We start from the raw sequence: 15,247 nt of genomic DNA on the forward strand, positions 1-15,247 counted from the left end.
AGGAGATTCTAAGTAATGGCAACCGAAATTAAAGCACCGGTATTTCCAGAGTCAGTTGCGGACGGTACGATCGCAACTTGGCACAAACAACCAGGTGAAGCAGTATCACGTGATGAAGTGATCTGTGATATTGAGACTGATAAAGTTGTTTTAGAAGTTGTTGCTCCTGCTGACGGTACAATTGCATCAATCATCAAAAATGAAGGCGACACAGTGCTTTCTGCTGAAGTGATTGCTCAATTTGAAGAAGGTGCTGTTTCTGGCGCTACACAAACTCAAGCAGTTCAATCTGAAGAGAAAGTTGAGCAAGCTGCTGCACAAACTGAAGCGGGTAATTCGCCGATCGTTGAGCGTACTCAAGTTGCTGACCAGGCACCTGCAGTACGTAAAGCTTTAACTGAATCTGGTATTGCTGCATCTGACGTATCTGGTACAGGTCGTGGCGGTCGCATCACCAAAGAAGATGTTGCGAACCATCAAGCGAAACCAGCAGCACCTGCTGCTGCACCATTAAGCGTTGCAGTTGGTGAGCGTATTGAAAAACGTGTACCTATGACTCGTCTGCGTAAACGTGTTGCTGAACGTCTGCTTGCTGCAACTCAAGAAACAGCAATGCTGACGACGTTCAACGAAGTCAACATGAAACCAATCATGGAAATGCGTAACCAGTACAAAGATGCGTTTGAAAAACGTCATGGTGCGCGTCTAGGCTTCATGTCATTCTTCGTTAAAGCGGCGACTGAAGCGCTTAAACGCTACCCAGCGGTGAATGCGTCTATCGATGGCGACGACATCGTTTATCACGGTTACTATGACATCGGTGTAGCGGTTTCTTCTGATCGTGGTCTGGTGGTTCCTGTACTTCGTGATACAGACCGCATGAACTACGCTGAAGTTGAAAATGGTATCCGTGCATACGCTGGCAAGGCACGTGAAGGTAAACTTGCAATTGAAGACATGACTGGTGGTACTTTCACAATTACCAACGGTGGTACTTTCGGTTCATTGCTTTCAACTCCAATCTTGAACACGCCTCAAACTGCGATTCTGGGTATGCATAAAATCCAGGAACGTCCTATGGCAGTGAATGGTCAAGTTGAAATCTTGCCAATGATGTACCTAGCGCTTTCTTATGACCACCGTCTAATCGATGGTAAAGAAGCTGTAGGTTTCCTTGTAACAATCAAAGAATTGTTAGAAGAGCCAGCACGTCTTATCCTTGATCTATAATTTTAGTTTTTAAGAATAATCAAAGCGAGTTCGAAGCGATCCTTTGAACTCGTTTTTGGAGATACAAATGTCTCAGTTTGATTTAGTTGTAATCGGTGGTGGTCCAGGCGGCTATGAAGCTGCTATTCGTGCAGCTCAACTTGGTTTTAAAGTTGCGTGTATCGAAAAACGTATTCATAAAGGTAAACCTTCTCTAGGCGGCACTTGCTTAAACGTAGGTTGTATCCCTTCTAAGGCACTTCTGGATTCTTCTCATCGTTATGAAGATACTGTTCATCACTTAGATGATCACGGTATTACGACTGGTGAAGTCGCATTTGATTTGTCTAAAATGCTTGCGCGTAAAGATAAAATCGTAAACCAATTGACCATGGGTATCGACGGTCTGCTTAAAGGCAATGGCGTTGAATGGTTAAAAGGTACTGGTAAATTACTTGCTGGTAAAAAAGTTGAGTTTGTTTCACATGAAGGCGAAACTCAAGTTTTAGAACCTAAATACGTGATTCTTGCAACTGGTTCTGTGCCGGTAAATATTCCTGTTGCTCCTGTAGATCAAGACATTATTGTTGACTCTACTGGCGCGCTTGAATTCCAGGAAGTGCCTAAGCGTTTAGGTGTAATTGGTGCAGGTGTAATCGGTCTTGAACTTGGTTCGGTATGGCGTCGTCTGGGTGCTGAAGTTGTTGTATTTGAAGCAATGGATGCATTCTTACCAATGGCTGATAAAGCATTGGCAAAAGATTACCAAAAAGTATTGACGAAGCAAGGTCTGGATATCCGTGTTGGTGCGAAAGTATCTGGTACTGAAGTTAACGGCCGTGAAGTTACTGTTCAGTACACTCAAGGTGGCGAAGACAAAACTCAAACTTTCGACAAGTTGATCGTTTGTGTAGGTCGTCGTGCTTATGCTGAAGGTCTATTGGCTGAAGATTCAGGCATTAAATTGACTGAACGTGGTTTAGTTGAAGTAAACGATTGGTGTGCAACTTCTGTTGAAGGCGTATACGCGATTGGTGACTTGGTACGTGGTCCAATGCTTGCACATAAAGCAATGGAAGAAGGCGTAATGGCAGTTGAACGTATTCACGGTCACGCTGCACAAGTCAACTACGACACGATCATTTCTGTAATTTACACACACCCAGAAGCGGCGTGGGTAGGTTTAACAGAAGAGCAAGCGAAAGAAAAAGGCATTGAGGTAAAAACTGGTCAATTCGGTTTCGCTGCGAACGGCCGTGCAATGGCTGCTGGCGAAAATGCTGGTTTCGTGAAGTTTGTTGCTGATGCGAAAACAGACCGTCTACTTGGTATGCACGTGATTGGACCTGCTGCGTCTGACATCGTTCACCAAGGTATGATCGCACTTGAATTTGTATCTTCAGTAGAAGACCTACAGTTGATGACTTTCGGTCACCCAACTTTCTCTGAAGTCGTACATGAAGCTGCTCTGGCAGTGGATGGTCGTGCAATTCACGCGATCCAGCGTAAGCGTAAATAATCTAAAAAAGAGCGGCTCCGGCCGCTCTTTTACATTTGGTGGTTGTTTTTGTATGAATAATCATCTAAAAATAAAGATAAGAATCAAAACATCGTTTTAATAAATTCCAATATCGATGTTGCAGCGCCACAGGATATTGGACGCAGTAATAACAAAGTGAAAAAGTAGTAAAAGGTCAATCAATGAATTTACATGAGTATCAAGCAAAAGCGTTATTAAAAAAATATGGCATGCCAGTTCAGGAAGGTATTCTTGCGACAAATGCTGAAGAAACCGTGCAGGCTTTTCAACAGCTGGGCGGAAAATTTGCCGTATTAAAAGCCCAGGTGCATGCCGGGGGGCGTGGTAAGGCGGGTGGGGTAAAGGTAGTTAAATCTGCCGACGAAGCCGCTGAATATGCCAATCAAATTATTGGCTCACGTTTAGTGACTTATCAAACCGATGCCAATGGTCAACCAGTCAACAGTATTCTGGTCTCTGAAGATGTTTATCCGGTAGAGCGTGAACTTTATCTGGGTGCTGTGGTAGACCGTTCAACTCGCCGTATTACCTTTATGGCATCGACTGAAGGCGGTGTTGAAATTGAAAAAGTGGCAGAAGAAACGCCTGAAAAAATTATTAAAGTTGAAGTTGATCCACTCGTTGGTTTATTGCCGTTCCAGGCACGTGAAGTCGCATTTGCTTTAAACCTTAAAGATGGACAAATCAATCAATTTGTTAAAGTCATGACTGCAGCTTATCAAGCCTTTGTGGAAAATGATTTTGCCCTGTTTGAAATCAATCCGCTATCAGTCCGTGAAAATGGCGACATTCTTTGTGTCGATGCCAAAGTAGGGATCGATTCGAACGCGCTGTATCGTTTGCCTGAAGTGGCGGCACTACGCGATAAATCACAAGAGAATGAGCGTGAGCTAAAAGCCTCTGAATTTGATCTGAACTATGTTGCCTTGGAAGGTAATATTGGTTGTATGGTCAATGGTGCAGGTCTTGCGATGGCCACCATGGATATTATCAAGCTTTATGGTGGTCAGCCAGCTAACTTCCTCGATGTCGGTGGTGGTGCAACCAAAGAGCGGGTGATTGAGGCGTTCAAAATTATTTTGGCAGATACTTCTGTACAAGGTGTGTTGATTAATATTTTTGGTGGAATTGTACGTTGCGACATGATCGCTGAAGCAATTATTGCAGCAGTTCAAGAAGTAAATGTCACTGTGCCGGTTGTGGTTCGCCTTGAAGGGAACAATGCTGAGCTTGGTGCCAAATTACTGGATGAATCTGGTTTGAAATTAATTTCTGCAAATGGCCTGGCCGATGCTGCAGAAAAAATTGTTGCTGCAGTGAAAGCTTAAGGAGTATCACAATGAGCGTATTAATTAATAAAGACACCAAAGTTTTAGTTCAGGGCTTTACTGGTAAAAACGGAACTTTTCATTCCGAGCAGGCAATTGCTTACGGTACTAAAGTGGTCGGTGGGGTAACACCGGGCAAAGGTGGTCAATCACATCTGGATCTGCCAGTATTTAATACCATGCGTGAAGCGGTAAAAGAAACCCAGGCTGATGCTTCTGTAATTTATGTACCTGCACCATTTGTATTAGACTCTATTGTGGAAGCGGTTGACTCAGGTATTGAGCTGATTGTAGTGATTACTGAAGGTGTACCAACACTGGACATGCTAAAAGCCAAGCGCTATCTGGAAACCAATGGTAATGGCACGCGTCTGATTGGCCCAAACTGTCCGGGTATTATTACGCCTGAAGAATGCAAGATCGGAATTATGCCAGGCCATATCCATAAGAAAGGCAAGATCGGGATTATCTCTCGTTCAGGTACCCTGACTTATGAGGCTGTATCGCAAACGACTAAATTGGGTTTAGGTCAATCGACTTGTATCGGTATTGGTGGTGATCCAATTCCAGGTATGAACCAGATTGACTGCTTGAAACTGTTTGAAGAAGACCCTGAAACAGAAGCTATTATCATGATCGGTGAGATTGGTGGTACAGCTGAAGAAGAAGCTGCTGAATATATCCAGTCTAATGTAACTAAGCCTGTGGTGGGTTATATTGCGGGTGTGACAGCACCGAAAGGAAAACGTATGGGGCATGCAGGTGCGATTATTTCAGGTGGCAAAGGCACCGCGGAAGAAAAATTTGCAGCCTTTGAACGTGCTGGCATGGCTTATACCCGTAGTCCTGCTGAGCTTGGTTCGACCATGTATCAGTTGCTGAAGGATAAAGGGTTAATCTAAACAATAAAAATCCAACATAAAGCCCTCTTATTGAGGGCTTTTTTTAGAAGAAATACATAATAGTTTGGTCTGACAGGATGAAATTGTGAGCTAAATCGCACTTTGTTATAATGTTTGTATAAATAAAATACATAACAAGACAAATGCCAATGCTAAACAACAATAACTATTACTCAATCGCCTATGTGTTGCTTGCCACAGGAATCAGCTTGAATCCTTTATATGCAGCTATTACAGACACGCAAAGGCATCAGGTGGTCAAGCAAATTAAGTCTGGGGATACCCAAAAAGGTCTTAAAATACTCGCAGAAATGGTACGCAAAGATCCTGCGAACATGAACCTGCTGGCTGACTTTATTTTGTTAAGCCGACAATATAATTCCCCCCTAATTCAGCAAGATTACAATCTGAATCACTTAAAAATTTCAATATATCCAGTCTATGGGCAACTGCCTCTGGTGATGTTATTGCGTGATCAGGGTAAATTTTTGCTGGCTGAACAATATGCAGCAAAATTTCAGAAAAACAGCACAAGTGATATTCCATGGGATTTATACCGTGGCATGTTGCTCGCAGAAAGTGGTCAATTGGAGCAGGCAGAGCAACAAATCAGAAAAGTTGACCAGAAACAGTTGAATGCTGATCAGCTGGTACAATTGGCTTATACCTATCGCTTATTAAGACAACCTATACAGGCACTGAATACCGCAACTCGCGCTTTATCGATGAGTCGTTCGGAAAGCGTGCAGGAACAGTATGTGCTGGCTTTGGCAGCCAGTGCTGATTATGACAGTGCAAACCGTTATTTACAGCAGCAGGGTAAAGGGCAAAGTCGTCTCAAGCATGAAGTACAGCTGATCAAGTTTAGTCAACATATTCGTAATGCCATTGATTTCTATAAAGTACAAAGTGAAAAGGATCAGGGCAAGATTGCCTATACAGAGCTGGATCAGGTGATTTCGGAAATGCAGGCTTATGAAAATGAGCTAGCCCAATATCCCGAGTTACGTCAAAGATTTTATTATGAATATATTTTTGCCTTAAGTGCACGGCAACGTTCTACTGAAGCTTTGGGCCAACTGGCTAAAATCAATCAGCCGGTAGAACAGATGCCTGCCTATACCAGACATGCACTAGCTGATAGTTATTTGCGCAACCATAAACCAAAGCAGGCGGAAATATTGTACCGCAGTCTGTTTAAAGAAAAGAATTATGTAGACTATGACGTTTACGCAGGTCTGTACTATAGCTTGATTGAACAAGAAAAATTTAAAGCCGCTGATGAAGTAATTAAGGAAATGGATCAGCGCTTACCAATCTTCTTCTATAGTCAGGCTAAAGGTGTAGACCGTACGATTCATATGGACCGTGATGAGTATGTGATCTTAAGAGGTCTTCATTATAGTTATAAAAACCAGCTGGATAAGGCAGAACTGTATTTTCAGGACCTGGTAAATAAATCTCCAGGAAATCGTAATTACATCAATTATCTTGCGACTATACAGCGTTGGCGTGAAAAACCTTTGCAAGCACAAGCAACGGTTTCCTTACTCAATGGTACAGAGCCATCAACACAAGCCACCCGAATTAATAGCATGCAAAATGCACAAGCTGTCTTTGATGTGCAGACATGGCGTAGTAGCAATACTGATCTTTTAGAGCGGGCAGGAACTGATACCGGGGTAGTACGTAGTCATAAGGAGCTCAAAGATCGTGAGCGGTTTACCATTTCACATAATAGTCTTTATGCGAAAAGTGAAACGGATGATCAAGATCTGGTCAATAATCTGAATGGTTCTCGTGAGAAACAAAGCTGGACGCGACTCAATACCCCATGGTTTTCAGATTATTACCGGGCCTTTGTGGAGCATCAGTACCGTAGTGGAGAGTATGAAGAAGGTAAGCGAGATGATCAACGGATCGGTGTAGGACTGGAATGGGTCGATAACCGTAAGTATGCCACTGTAGCACTTTCACAAGCGACCGAGGGTGATCGCTTTGGTGTGAATATAACCTGGAATCATTGGTTAAGTGATCACTGGAATTATGGTCTGGCTTATAACAGCCAGGCAGAGATTCCATTGCAGATACAGGATGAACATGAAGGGCAGTCTTATCGTTTCGACTTAAACTGGCAACAGCATGAATCTACAAAGGCTGGATTGAGCTATCAGCTTACTGATATTGATGACGGAAATGAGCGTCAGGAACTAGGTACCTATTTCAAGCAACGTATTTTCCAGGCTCCACATCATTTAACCCATCTGAACTTATATGGATTTTGGGCATCGAATAAAGATGATGTAGAAACTTCCTATTTCAATCCATCTTCAAGTTGGAGTGCAGAAGCAGGTCTGGAACATGATTGGGTAACCTGGCGTAGTTATGATCAGTCGTTGACTCAACGTTTTTCATTAAATCTTGGTGTATTTGACCAGGAAGATTATGACTCAGGCCTGATTTATTTGGCGAAATATCAACACCTCTGGCAAATCACCAGAACTTGGTCCCTGAATTATGGGGTGTCCTATGGGCAACACCCTTATGACAGTGAAGATGAAAATAGACTCGAAGCAAGTTTTGGATTTGAAGGGAGATTCTAATGAAAACAATAAAAAATACACTCGCTCTATTAGGATGCTTAACTCTTTTTATGGCATATAGTCATGCTGAAAATAAAGCGATGGATCTGCCTGAAAACCAGTTCGTAACACTCACTTTTCATGATGTCAGGAATGATGTAGCACGTCAGGGTGATCGTGATCAATATGCAATTAGTACTGAATATTTGGCGCAATATTTTGCTTGGTTAAAACGTGAAGGTTGGAAAACTATTTCTTTGGAAGATATCCGCCGTGCCCGTGAGAAAAAAATTCCATTACCAGAAAAATCGGTACTTTTGACCTTCGATGATGGGGCGCTAAGCGGATATACCCAAGTATTTCCTTTATTAAAGCAATATAAATTACATGCCGTTTTTGCTATTCCAACCAGCTGGATTGGTACCAAGCATAAAGATGCCATAGAGTCCTATGGGGCAAATAATCTGATGAATTGGGACCAGATGCGGGAAATGCAAAATAGTGGCTTAGTCGAGTTTGTATCGCATTCACATAATTTGCATCGTGGAGTTATTTCGAATCCACAAAGAAATATGCAGCCTGCTGCAACTGCACGTATATATGATTTGACAAAGGCACGTTATGAATCTGACCTTGCTTATAGGCAGCGTGTGCTGGAAGACTTAAAGCGTTCTAAAGCCATTCTGGAACAGGAATTGTCAGTACCGACTCATGCTATTTTCTGGCCCTATGGTGCTGTAACAGCAGAAACAGAAGATATTGCTAAGCAGGCAGGACTAAGCATGTCTTTTAGCCTCGGGACTATGGCGCCATTGGCTGATTCAGTAAAAACCTATCAGCGTGCCTTGATTATGAATAACCCGAACCTGGCAGAAATTAAAGAGGCAATGTCTGAGTTTTTGTATCACACCAAGCAACCCTATCTGGAGCAGAAGAGCTTTATTCAGTTTAATTTGAAAGATCTTGCGCAGCCCAGTATAAAACAGGCTGATGAAAAACTCGGTCAGTTCCTCAACCAGTTAGATGCGCTGAAAACCAATCAGCTGATCTTGAAACCTGTTGCCGATCTCGATGGTAATGGCACGGTCGATGTGGCTTACTTCCCGAACAGCCAGTTAAAAATGCAACAGGATTTACTGAACCGTACTTTATGGCAAGCACGTACCCGTACGTATCAGCGTGTTTATGCAGAGTTACCGCTCAGTATGATGAATCAGGGCTATAATATGGTCCAGCTGGTTGAAGATATATTCAAATATAACAGCAATCTGGAAGGCTTGGTGATAGACGCTGGCCAAGAGTTAAATTGTGCTGTAGAGAGTACACAGTGGTCGGCTGAATGTAAGAAACAGATTGAGCGAGTCATTAACTTAAAACAAAATACGAGTCGACGTGCCAAATACTATGCCAATATCAGTAATGTCTATTTGGCAGTACTGAAAATAAATACCCATAAAACTATGGGGCTGAAGGCCTTATTTGAAACCCTGGCAGATGATTCAGACTATATCTATCTGGTTTTGGATCAAAAAACCAGCAAAGCTGAGCATAACCAGTTGCTCAAAAATATTCAGCAATTGACCTCCGTACAAAAACAACGTTTGATGATCGGTTTTGATCTGTCAGGTCAATCAGAACAAGATCAATGGATTACTAATAGTATTGCGAATTTACGTAGACAAGGTATCCAGAAAATTTCGCTTGAAAATTATAATTTTAAAAATGCCGGGCAGGTTCAACAAAGACTTTATGCATCGATTAGCTTAAACAGTAATCCTTTCGTTTATCGTGATCCCTTTCAGGCTCAGCAGGGAGAACGTAAATGATTAATAGTATCAGTTTACATGATGTCATCTTTGGCTTTGCTTTTTTCTATCCATTGTTTATGGCGTGGATGTGGATTGCTGGCGGAATCTGGTTTTTTATAAAACGCGAACTGAATCAGAAAGCATTACCTGAACCCAAAGAAGCAGGTTGTAGTATTTTAATTCCCTGTTTTAATGAGGCTGAACAGGTCAAGCAGACCATTCGCTATGCCATGCAAAGTCAGTATCCAAAATTTGAAGTGATTGCGATTAATGATGGCAGTTCGGATCAGACAGGAGAGATTCTGGATGAACTGGCAGAAAAATATCCAAAATTACGTGTAGTACATTTGGCCGAGAACCAGGGTAAAGCGTATGCACTACGTGCAGGCGCAATGGTAAGTGGTTATGAGTACCTGATCTGTATTGATGGCGATGCGTTAATGCATCCACATTGTGTACTCTGGATGATGCATCATTTAACCATGTTCCCGCGTGTCGGAGCGGTAACGGGTAACCCGCGAATTATCAATCGCTCCAGCATACTAGGCAAAGTTCAGGTTGGAGAATTTTCTTCTATTATCGGATTGATTAAGCGGGCACAACGTACTTATGGTCGCATTTTCACTGTCTCTGGTGTCTGTGCCGGATTTAGAAAAACTGCTCTGGATCGTATTGGTTACTGGCGTGATGACATGATTACTGAGGATATTGATGTGTCATGGCGTTTGCAGTTTGATCATTGGGATGTGCAGTATGTCCCTCAAGCACTCACCTATATTTATATGCCCGAAACTTTTAAAGGGTTGTGGCAGCAGCGATTACGCTGGGCACAAGGTGGTATTGAAGTACTCTTTGCGTATATTCCTAAAATATTTAAATGGCGTTTGCGCCGCATGTGGCCGATTGCACTGGAATCTGTAATTAGCGTGTTATGGGCATATACCATGTTTGGTGTATTCGTCTTGTTCTTTTATGGTTTGTTCTTTCCTGTGGCCCCAGAGTGGTATATCAATTCTCTGTTGCCGCAGTGGTATGGTGTGATTCTCGGCGCAAGCTGTTTGATTCAGTTCATGGTCAGTCTATGGATTGACCGTAGATATGATAAAGGTCGAATGTTCAGAAGTTATTTCTGGGTAATCTGGTACCCACTATTTTTCTGGATTTTAACCATGTTAACGACCGTTGTATCGTTGCCGAAGACCATTTTTAAAACCCAAACCCGTGCACGGTGGATCAGTCCAGACCGAGGCTTCCGTGGTGAAACAGAGGTAAAATAAGGTGAAAAACAATAAAAATATTCCTGCCAAGCCGCAGGTTAAAATTGCCGAGTATATGGAGCTCCCAACAACTGTTGAACTTTCTGAACTCAGTGTCGCAGCAACTGTTAAAGAATCTAAACTCGATATTCCGGAGTATATCGATGTTCCAGAATATGTAAGTGGTCGAACGAGTGGTTATAGTCTGATGGCAATAGGCTGGATGGCATGGATATGGTTATTTATGCCATTGGCCTCCCTGGGTTTATGGTGGTTTGAATCGAGTCTGATTGTTGATCATGTGTTAATAGACCATAAACCTTATCAGGGAATGACGCTATTTGAGCTGGCCCTACTGATTATTATTGCTTTTTCAAGCTTGTTGTTATGGGCATGTTATAACTGGATCCGATTCAATCGAGTAGATCGACGTTCGGCACCTAGACCGGTTGAACTTCAGGAGATTGCTTATAGCTTTGAGGTTGAAAAGCATGCTCTACTGGAAATGGTACAGGCCAAACAATTGACCCTGTACTATAATCAGGAGGGGAGATTAGAGCAATACGATATACAAGGCAGGCCTATGAAAATTTCTTTGGCTTAAAAATCGTTGCATGTGGGTGTGGCATAAAAGGATCTTCTGGATAATAGCCAATATGCTGCACTCCTTGTTCTTTTAATAGATGTACAGTTTCTAATAACTCCTCATTTGAAAGTTTGTGCTGTGTATTCCAGTCTATGGTTTGAATTTCAAAAATGGTCCGAGATAGAGTAGGGTCATACTGCCGTGCTTTTTCTACCAAATTAAGATAGAACTTGGAATGGTCTGGGGCTTTTTCCATATAAGGCATAGCCATAACAGCATTATAATCATAATGCTGTAGAGTACTTGAGGTTGATTGTGCAAACCATTTCTCGCTTTCAGGATTTAACATCACAGGCGCATAAGAGTTTCGGGCAAATTTGAGTGATGGATTGGTGATTTTAAGCTTATTACTCAATTTTAAAGCAAGATTATCTAAATAGGCGGTTTTAGCTTTAGCAAACTTCATTTGTTCTGGATGTTGAGGATGACGTAATATTTTTTCAGCATCTTTAAATCCCCAATATTTATATACTTGCATGGCAGAGGGGGAACTATCCTCATAGTCATTCAAGGTAATATCATCATGATACAAAATACCGTCCACAGTTATTTTATCTGTTAATGCTTTATAGATATCATAGACATAATCAAAGTTTTTTGGATCAAATGGCGACAGGCGAATATAACCTTTTATGTTCGAGTTTGTAGTTTCTACATAATTTGCCCGGTAGTGCTTTGGCAGTTCCCAGGCCCACATGGGTAACCAGGCATAGATTTTTTTAACAGTTGTACGATTTCGAATCTGTTCAGTGACTTTTTTAAATAAATCTTCCCTGACAGGCATATGGGGATTAGGGAAATACACTTCATTCGCTGAACCATTAGCATCCTCATCAGCATAAGCCTGTAAAAAAATTGTATTAGGCTGGACAGTCTCTATACGCTTGATTAACTGGTTAATATTACGTGTCATCTGACGTGGATCAGGGTCATAAATATAGTCTAAATCAAGATGCATAATTGACATCTCTAATTGTTGGTTCTTCTGGTACCTTTCAATTAATGATGAAAAAGATAAAGGTTTGGTCAGTGCATTTGATGAGCTAGAAAAGGTGCTAAGTAAACTTAAAGAGGTAATTAAACCTAAGCTTAAAGTTATATTGAGTGCAGATTTTCTGGAGTAAGTTGTATTTTTCATTATGCTATCCAGTAATTATCATTGTTATAAATTTTCTTATCTTAATAATCCATCATGAGAATGATGCTTATTCGCTTTCTTTACTGATAGCATGTTTATTTGGAAATATATGTGTAATTTTTGAAAAAAGCTTCCATCTTGGAAGCTTCTTTGTTTTTAAATTTTAGCGATAAATTTTTAGGTTTTCGTTTTTAGACTTTGTGTCATCCCATTAATATCACCACCCTGAATGCCTAACTCACTCATCAGACTGTCAATGAGCGGAGCTTGACTGCGGTAGCGCAGGGCACTATTTACAACTTGGTCAGAGAGAGCAACATTACTACTTTCATGATGGGCATCTGCCTGACAAGAACCTGTATGTGCTCCGTGAAGGCCATTTACCTGAAGAATCTTTATATCATCAATGTTTTCCATTGGCTTGACACTTTCACGGATAATTTCAGGTAAGTATTTGAGCATAGCCAGACGGATCTGCATTTCTACCTGCTCTGAAGACAGTACATTGTTAGCTTCATTCACTGCACGGGTACCTTCAGCATCGACCTGATACTGTTTTTCCATTGCCTGAGCGAGGAGAACTTTAGCATCTGCTTCCCCCTTGGCTTTTAAACGAACTTTTTCAGCTTCTGCTTCAGCGGCAATACGAATCGCTTCTGCATCATCAGCCGCTGCCTGTTTACCTGCTTCAGCAGCCACGGTAATCGCAATTGCATCTTTCTCAGCCTGTTCTTTAGCAGCCACCAGTTCAACTGCTTTTTGACGTTCTGCCTGCTGAATCTGACGTACTGTCACGACTTCTTCTTCAGCTTTTACTGCTTGAGCACGGGCAAGATCTGCTTGTGCTTTGGCCTCAGATTCGGCACGAGATTTTTCAGCAATCGCAATTGCACGATCCTGTTCAGCCAGTTCAATGGTTTTCTTTTGTTCAACCTGAGCTTTTTGAATAATCTGTGCTTTCTGGATATTTTCATTTTCGACATCACGGGCAGCCAGAATGCGTTTTAATTCAACTTCGCGTTCAGCCGCAATACGTGCTTCCTCTGCTTCACGTTTTTTAGCAGCTTCTTGGGCTGCAATCTCAGCCAGCTGTTCAGCGCGACGAATCGAAATTTCACGTTCCTGTTGCAGTTTGGCGTATTCTTCTTCACGAATAATCTGTAAGCGTGCCTGTTCAGCTTCAAGATTCTTGGTTTTAATTGCCAGATCGGTATCCTGTTCAATATGGTTGCGTTTACGGCGACGGTCTTCAATGGTTTCAGTAAGTTTAGTCAGACCTTCAGCATCGAAAGCATTTTGTGGATTGAAATATTTGAAGCCAGTCTGATCCAGACCTGTTAAAGAAACAGTTTCGAGTTCAAGACCATTTTTATGCAGATCTTCCGACACGACTTGCTGTACTTTTTGTACAAAGTCGACACGCTTTTCATGCAGCTCTTCCATCGCCATTTCAGCAGCTACAGCACGTAACGAGTCCACGAATTTGCCCTCTACCAGATTTTTCAGCTCGTTCGGTGACATGGTTTTTTGACCAAGGGTTTGTGCTGCCGTTGCAATTGAATCTGCGGTTGGTTTAACCCGGACATAGAATTCAGCCATAACATCGACACGCATACGGTCGCGGGTAATCAGTGCCTGATCATCAGCACGGCGAACTTCCAGACGCAGGGTATTCATATTTACCGGTATAATTTCATGCAATACCGGCAGAACTAGCGCACCACCGCCTAGAATGACTTTCTCTCCGCCAAAACCGGTACGGACAAAAGAAATTTCCTTACTTGAACGACGGTAAAGGCGAGCAATGATCAGACCAAAGGTGATCAGGCCGGCGAAAATAACCCCAGTAATGATTAAAATGTTATATAAATCAAAATTTAGCATTGTTGTTTGTTCTCTGTTTTAGCGTATTTGAAAATATAATTTTGGATTAAATAATAAATATAAAGTAAGAGAGAATAAGTATTTAGACTTTCATGGCCTGGAAGCCATTACGGGTTTTATCCATTAAAATTACAGATTGGCCCTGTTTCAGGATTTCACCATTGGCAGGTTCGACCAGCACATAATGGGTATGGCCATACTGATCCTGAACTTTGGCTTGTGCTGGTGAGTTGGCACGAGCATCGCCGAGGATAATGATTGCAGTTCGGCCAATCAGTTCTTCGATATGAATCGCAGTGGTTTCATCTTTTGGCAGGATCTTTTCAGCTATTTTGGCATTAAAACGGACCAAGGGCATGCACAGGAACAGGCAGGCGGGAGAAATGATCCAGCCATTAATTAAATGGCCAGTAAAACGTTCAAATATACCTTGAATCAAAAGACCGCTTAAGCCATAGGTGGTCAGGAAAATGATCAGCCAAATAAAAAGAGGAAGTTGTCCCAGATACAACCAGTCAAATACCTTGCTAAAGATATTAGGGTTATTGGCGGGATGAAAGTCTACATGATGCGAGTCTTCAGGTAAGAGTTGGTCAAAAACACTTTGTGAACCACCACCCAGAAACAGCAATATACATTCCAGCGCTGCAAACATCAGCATCAGGCCAAGACTAATGCTGAAAACAACATTTGACGGTTCGGTAAAAAGCTCCCACATTCCTTCGGGTCTCTATCTATAATTATGTTTGGCAAAATGAGTAAGAATAATTCTTGCTTATAAAAAGATAACATTGATTATACATTTTGCAATCTAAATACACAAAAGTAGCGGATATGAAACTTGAATAATTTTAAATATTTGGAAATTAGATTGAATTCTTGTATGAGTTATCAAATTAATATTTTAGAAAACAATAGCTTCAAAAAGATGACAGTATCTTAATAAATTTATGA

10 protein-coding genes and 1 pseudogene are annotated in these 15,247 nt (G+C 41.7%); 8 read left to right on the top strand and 3 right to left on the bottom strand.

What is annotated here, in order from left to right; translation table 11 throughout:
- The first annotated feature begins 15 nt into the window (after nucleotides 1–15).
- The 8 genes and pseudogenes from odhB to pgaD all read left to right on the top strand — a co-directional run bounded on the left by odhB (nucleotide 16) and on the right by pgaD (nucleotide 11,229).
- Nucleotides 16–1,230 carry a 2-oxoglutarate dehydrogenase complex dihydrolipoyllysine-residue succinyltransferase gene (gene odhB / locus F955_RS08665; protein ID WP_004810833.1) on the top strand — a complete coding sequence of 405 codons (1,215 nt, stop codon included), beginning with the start codon at nucleotides 16–18 and terminating at the stop codon, nucleotides 1,228–1,230.
- Between the two features lie 67 nt (nucleotides 1,231–1,297).
- A complete protein-coding gene (lpdA, locus tag F955_RS08670) occupies nucleotides 1,298–2,728 on the top strand; it encodes a dihydrolipoyl dehydrogenase (RefSeq protein WP_004893506.1) in 1,431 nt (476 codons plus the stop codon).
- Nucleotides 2,729–2,907: 179 nt separating this feature from the next.
- Nucleotides 2,908–4,077: pseudogene (sucC, locus tag F955_RS08675) on the top strand (ADP-forming succinate--CoA ligase subunit beta); the annotation flags it as partial.
- A gap of 11 nt (nucleotides 4,078–4,088) precedes the next feature.
- Entirely contained in the window at nucleotides 4,089–4,979 is an 891-nt protein-coding gene (gene sucD, locus F955_RS08680) for a succinate--CoA ligase subunit alpha (RefSeq protein WP_004810828.1), read from the top strand.
- A gap of 149 nt (nucleotides 4,980–5,128) precedes the next feature.
- Entirely contained in the window at nucleotides 5,129–7,582 is a 2,454-nt protein-coding gene (locus F955_RS08685; RefSeq protein ID WP_004893512.1) for a PgaA family protein, read from the top strand.
- Nucleotides 7,582–9,387: a poly-beta-1,6-N-acetyl-D-glucosamine N-deacetylase PgaB gene (pgaB, locus tag F955_RS08690; protein WP_004810824.1), complete on the top strand. Its 1,806-nt coding sequence runs from the start codon at nucleotides 7,582–7,584 to the stop codon at nucleotides 9,385–9,387. The genes F955_RS08685 and pgaB (F955_RS08690) overlap by 1 nt, the downstream gene beginning before the upstream one ends.
- Nucleotides 9,384–10,646, top strand: coding sequence for a poly-beta-1,6-N-acetyl-D-glucosamine synthase (gene pgaC / locus F955_RS08695; RefSeq protein ID WP_004810822.1), 1,263 nt, complete (start codon nucleotides 9,384–9,386; stop codon nucleotides 10,644–10,646). The genes pgaB (F955_RS08690) and pgaC overlap by 4 nt, the downstream gene beginning before the upstream one ends.
- Before the next feature lies 1 nt (nucleotide 10,647).
- Entirely contained in the window at nucleotides 10,648–11,229 is a 582-nt protein-coding gene (pgaD, locus tag F955_RS08700) for a poly-beta-1,6-N-acetyl-D-glucosamine biosynthesis protein PgaD (RefSeq protein WP_004893516.1), read from the top strand.
- On the opposite strand, the gene pgaB (F955_RS08705) is transcribed toward pgaD, so the two are convergent.
- The 3 genes from pgaB (F955_RS08705) to F955_RS08715 all read right to left on the bottom strand — a co-directional run bounded on the left by pgaB (F955_RS08705) (nucleotide 11,207) and on the right by F955_RS08715 (nucleotide 15,011).
- On the bottom strand, nucleotides 11,207–12,409 hold the full coding sequence (pgaB, locus tag F955_RS08705; RefSeq protein ID WP_004893518.1) for a poly-beta-1,6-N-acetyl-D-glucosamine N-deacetylase PgaB: 1,203 nt from the start codon (nucleotides 12,407–12,409) through the stop codon (nucleotides 11,207–11,209). The two genes, pgaD and pgaB (F955_RS08705), sit on opposite strands and share 23 nt — an antisense overlap.
- Nucleotides 12,410–12,586: 177 nt before the next feature.
- Nucleotides 12,587–14,293, bottom strand: a complete 1,707-nt coding sequence (locus tag F955_RS08710) for a flotillin family protein (RefSeq protein ID WP_004893520.1) — start codon at nucleotides 14,291–14,293, stop codon at nucleotides 12,587–12,589.
- Nucleotides 14,294–14,375: 82 nt separating this feature from the next.
- Complete coding sequence (locus tag F955_RS08715; protein ID WP_004893522.1) at nucleotides 14,376–15,011, bottom strand: YqiJ family protein; 636 nt, start codon at nucleotides 15,009–15,011, stop codon at nucleotides 14,376–14,378.
- Nucleotides 15,012–15,247: the final 236 nt, after the last annotated feature.

Origin of the sequence: Acinetobacter schindleri CIP 107287, assembly GCF_000368625.1 — a bacterium.
Classification (GTDB): domain Bacteria; phylum Pseudomonadota; class Gammaproteobacteria; order Pseudomonadales; family Moraxellaceae; genus Acinetobacter; species Acinetobacter schindleri.

Excerpts from the sequence above, each read along its gene's own strand:
- lpdA (WP_004893506.1), top strand. The coding sequence starts at position 1,298 with ATGTCTCAGTTTGATTTAGTTGTAATCGGTGGTGGTCCAGGCGGCTAT.
- odhB (WP_004810833.1), top strand. The coding sequence starts at position 16 with ATGGCAACCGAAATTAAAGCACCGGTATTTCCAGAGTCAGTTGCGGAC.
- pgaB (WP_004810824.1), top strand. The coding sequence starts at position 7,582 with ATGAAAACAATAAAAAATACACTCGCTCTATTAGGATGCTTAACTCTT.
- pgaC (WP_004810822.1), top strand. The coding sequence starts at position 9,384 with ATGATTAATAGTATCAGTTTACATGATGTCATCTTTGGCTTTGCTTTT.
- F955_RS08715 (WP_004893522.1), bottom strand. The coding sequence starts at position 15,011 with ATGTGGGAGCTTTTTACCGAACCGTCAAATGTTGTTTTCAGCATTAGT.
- F955_RS08685 (WP_004893512.1), top strand. The coding sequence starts at position 5,129 with ATGCTAAACAACAATAACTATTACTCAATCGCCTATGTGTTGCTTGCC.
- pgaB (WP_004893518.1), bottom strand. The coding sequence starts at position 12,409 with ATGAAAAATACAACTTACTCCAGAAAATCTGCACTCAATATAACTTTA.
- F955_RS08710 (WP_004893520.1), bottom strand. The coding sequence starts at position 14,293 with ATGCTAAATTTTGATTTATATAACATTTTAATCATTACTGGGGTTATT.
- sucD (WP_004810828.1), top strand. The coding sequence starts at position 4,089 with ATGAGCGTATTAATTAATAAAGACACCAAAGTTTTAGTTCAGGGCTTT.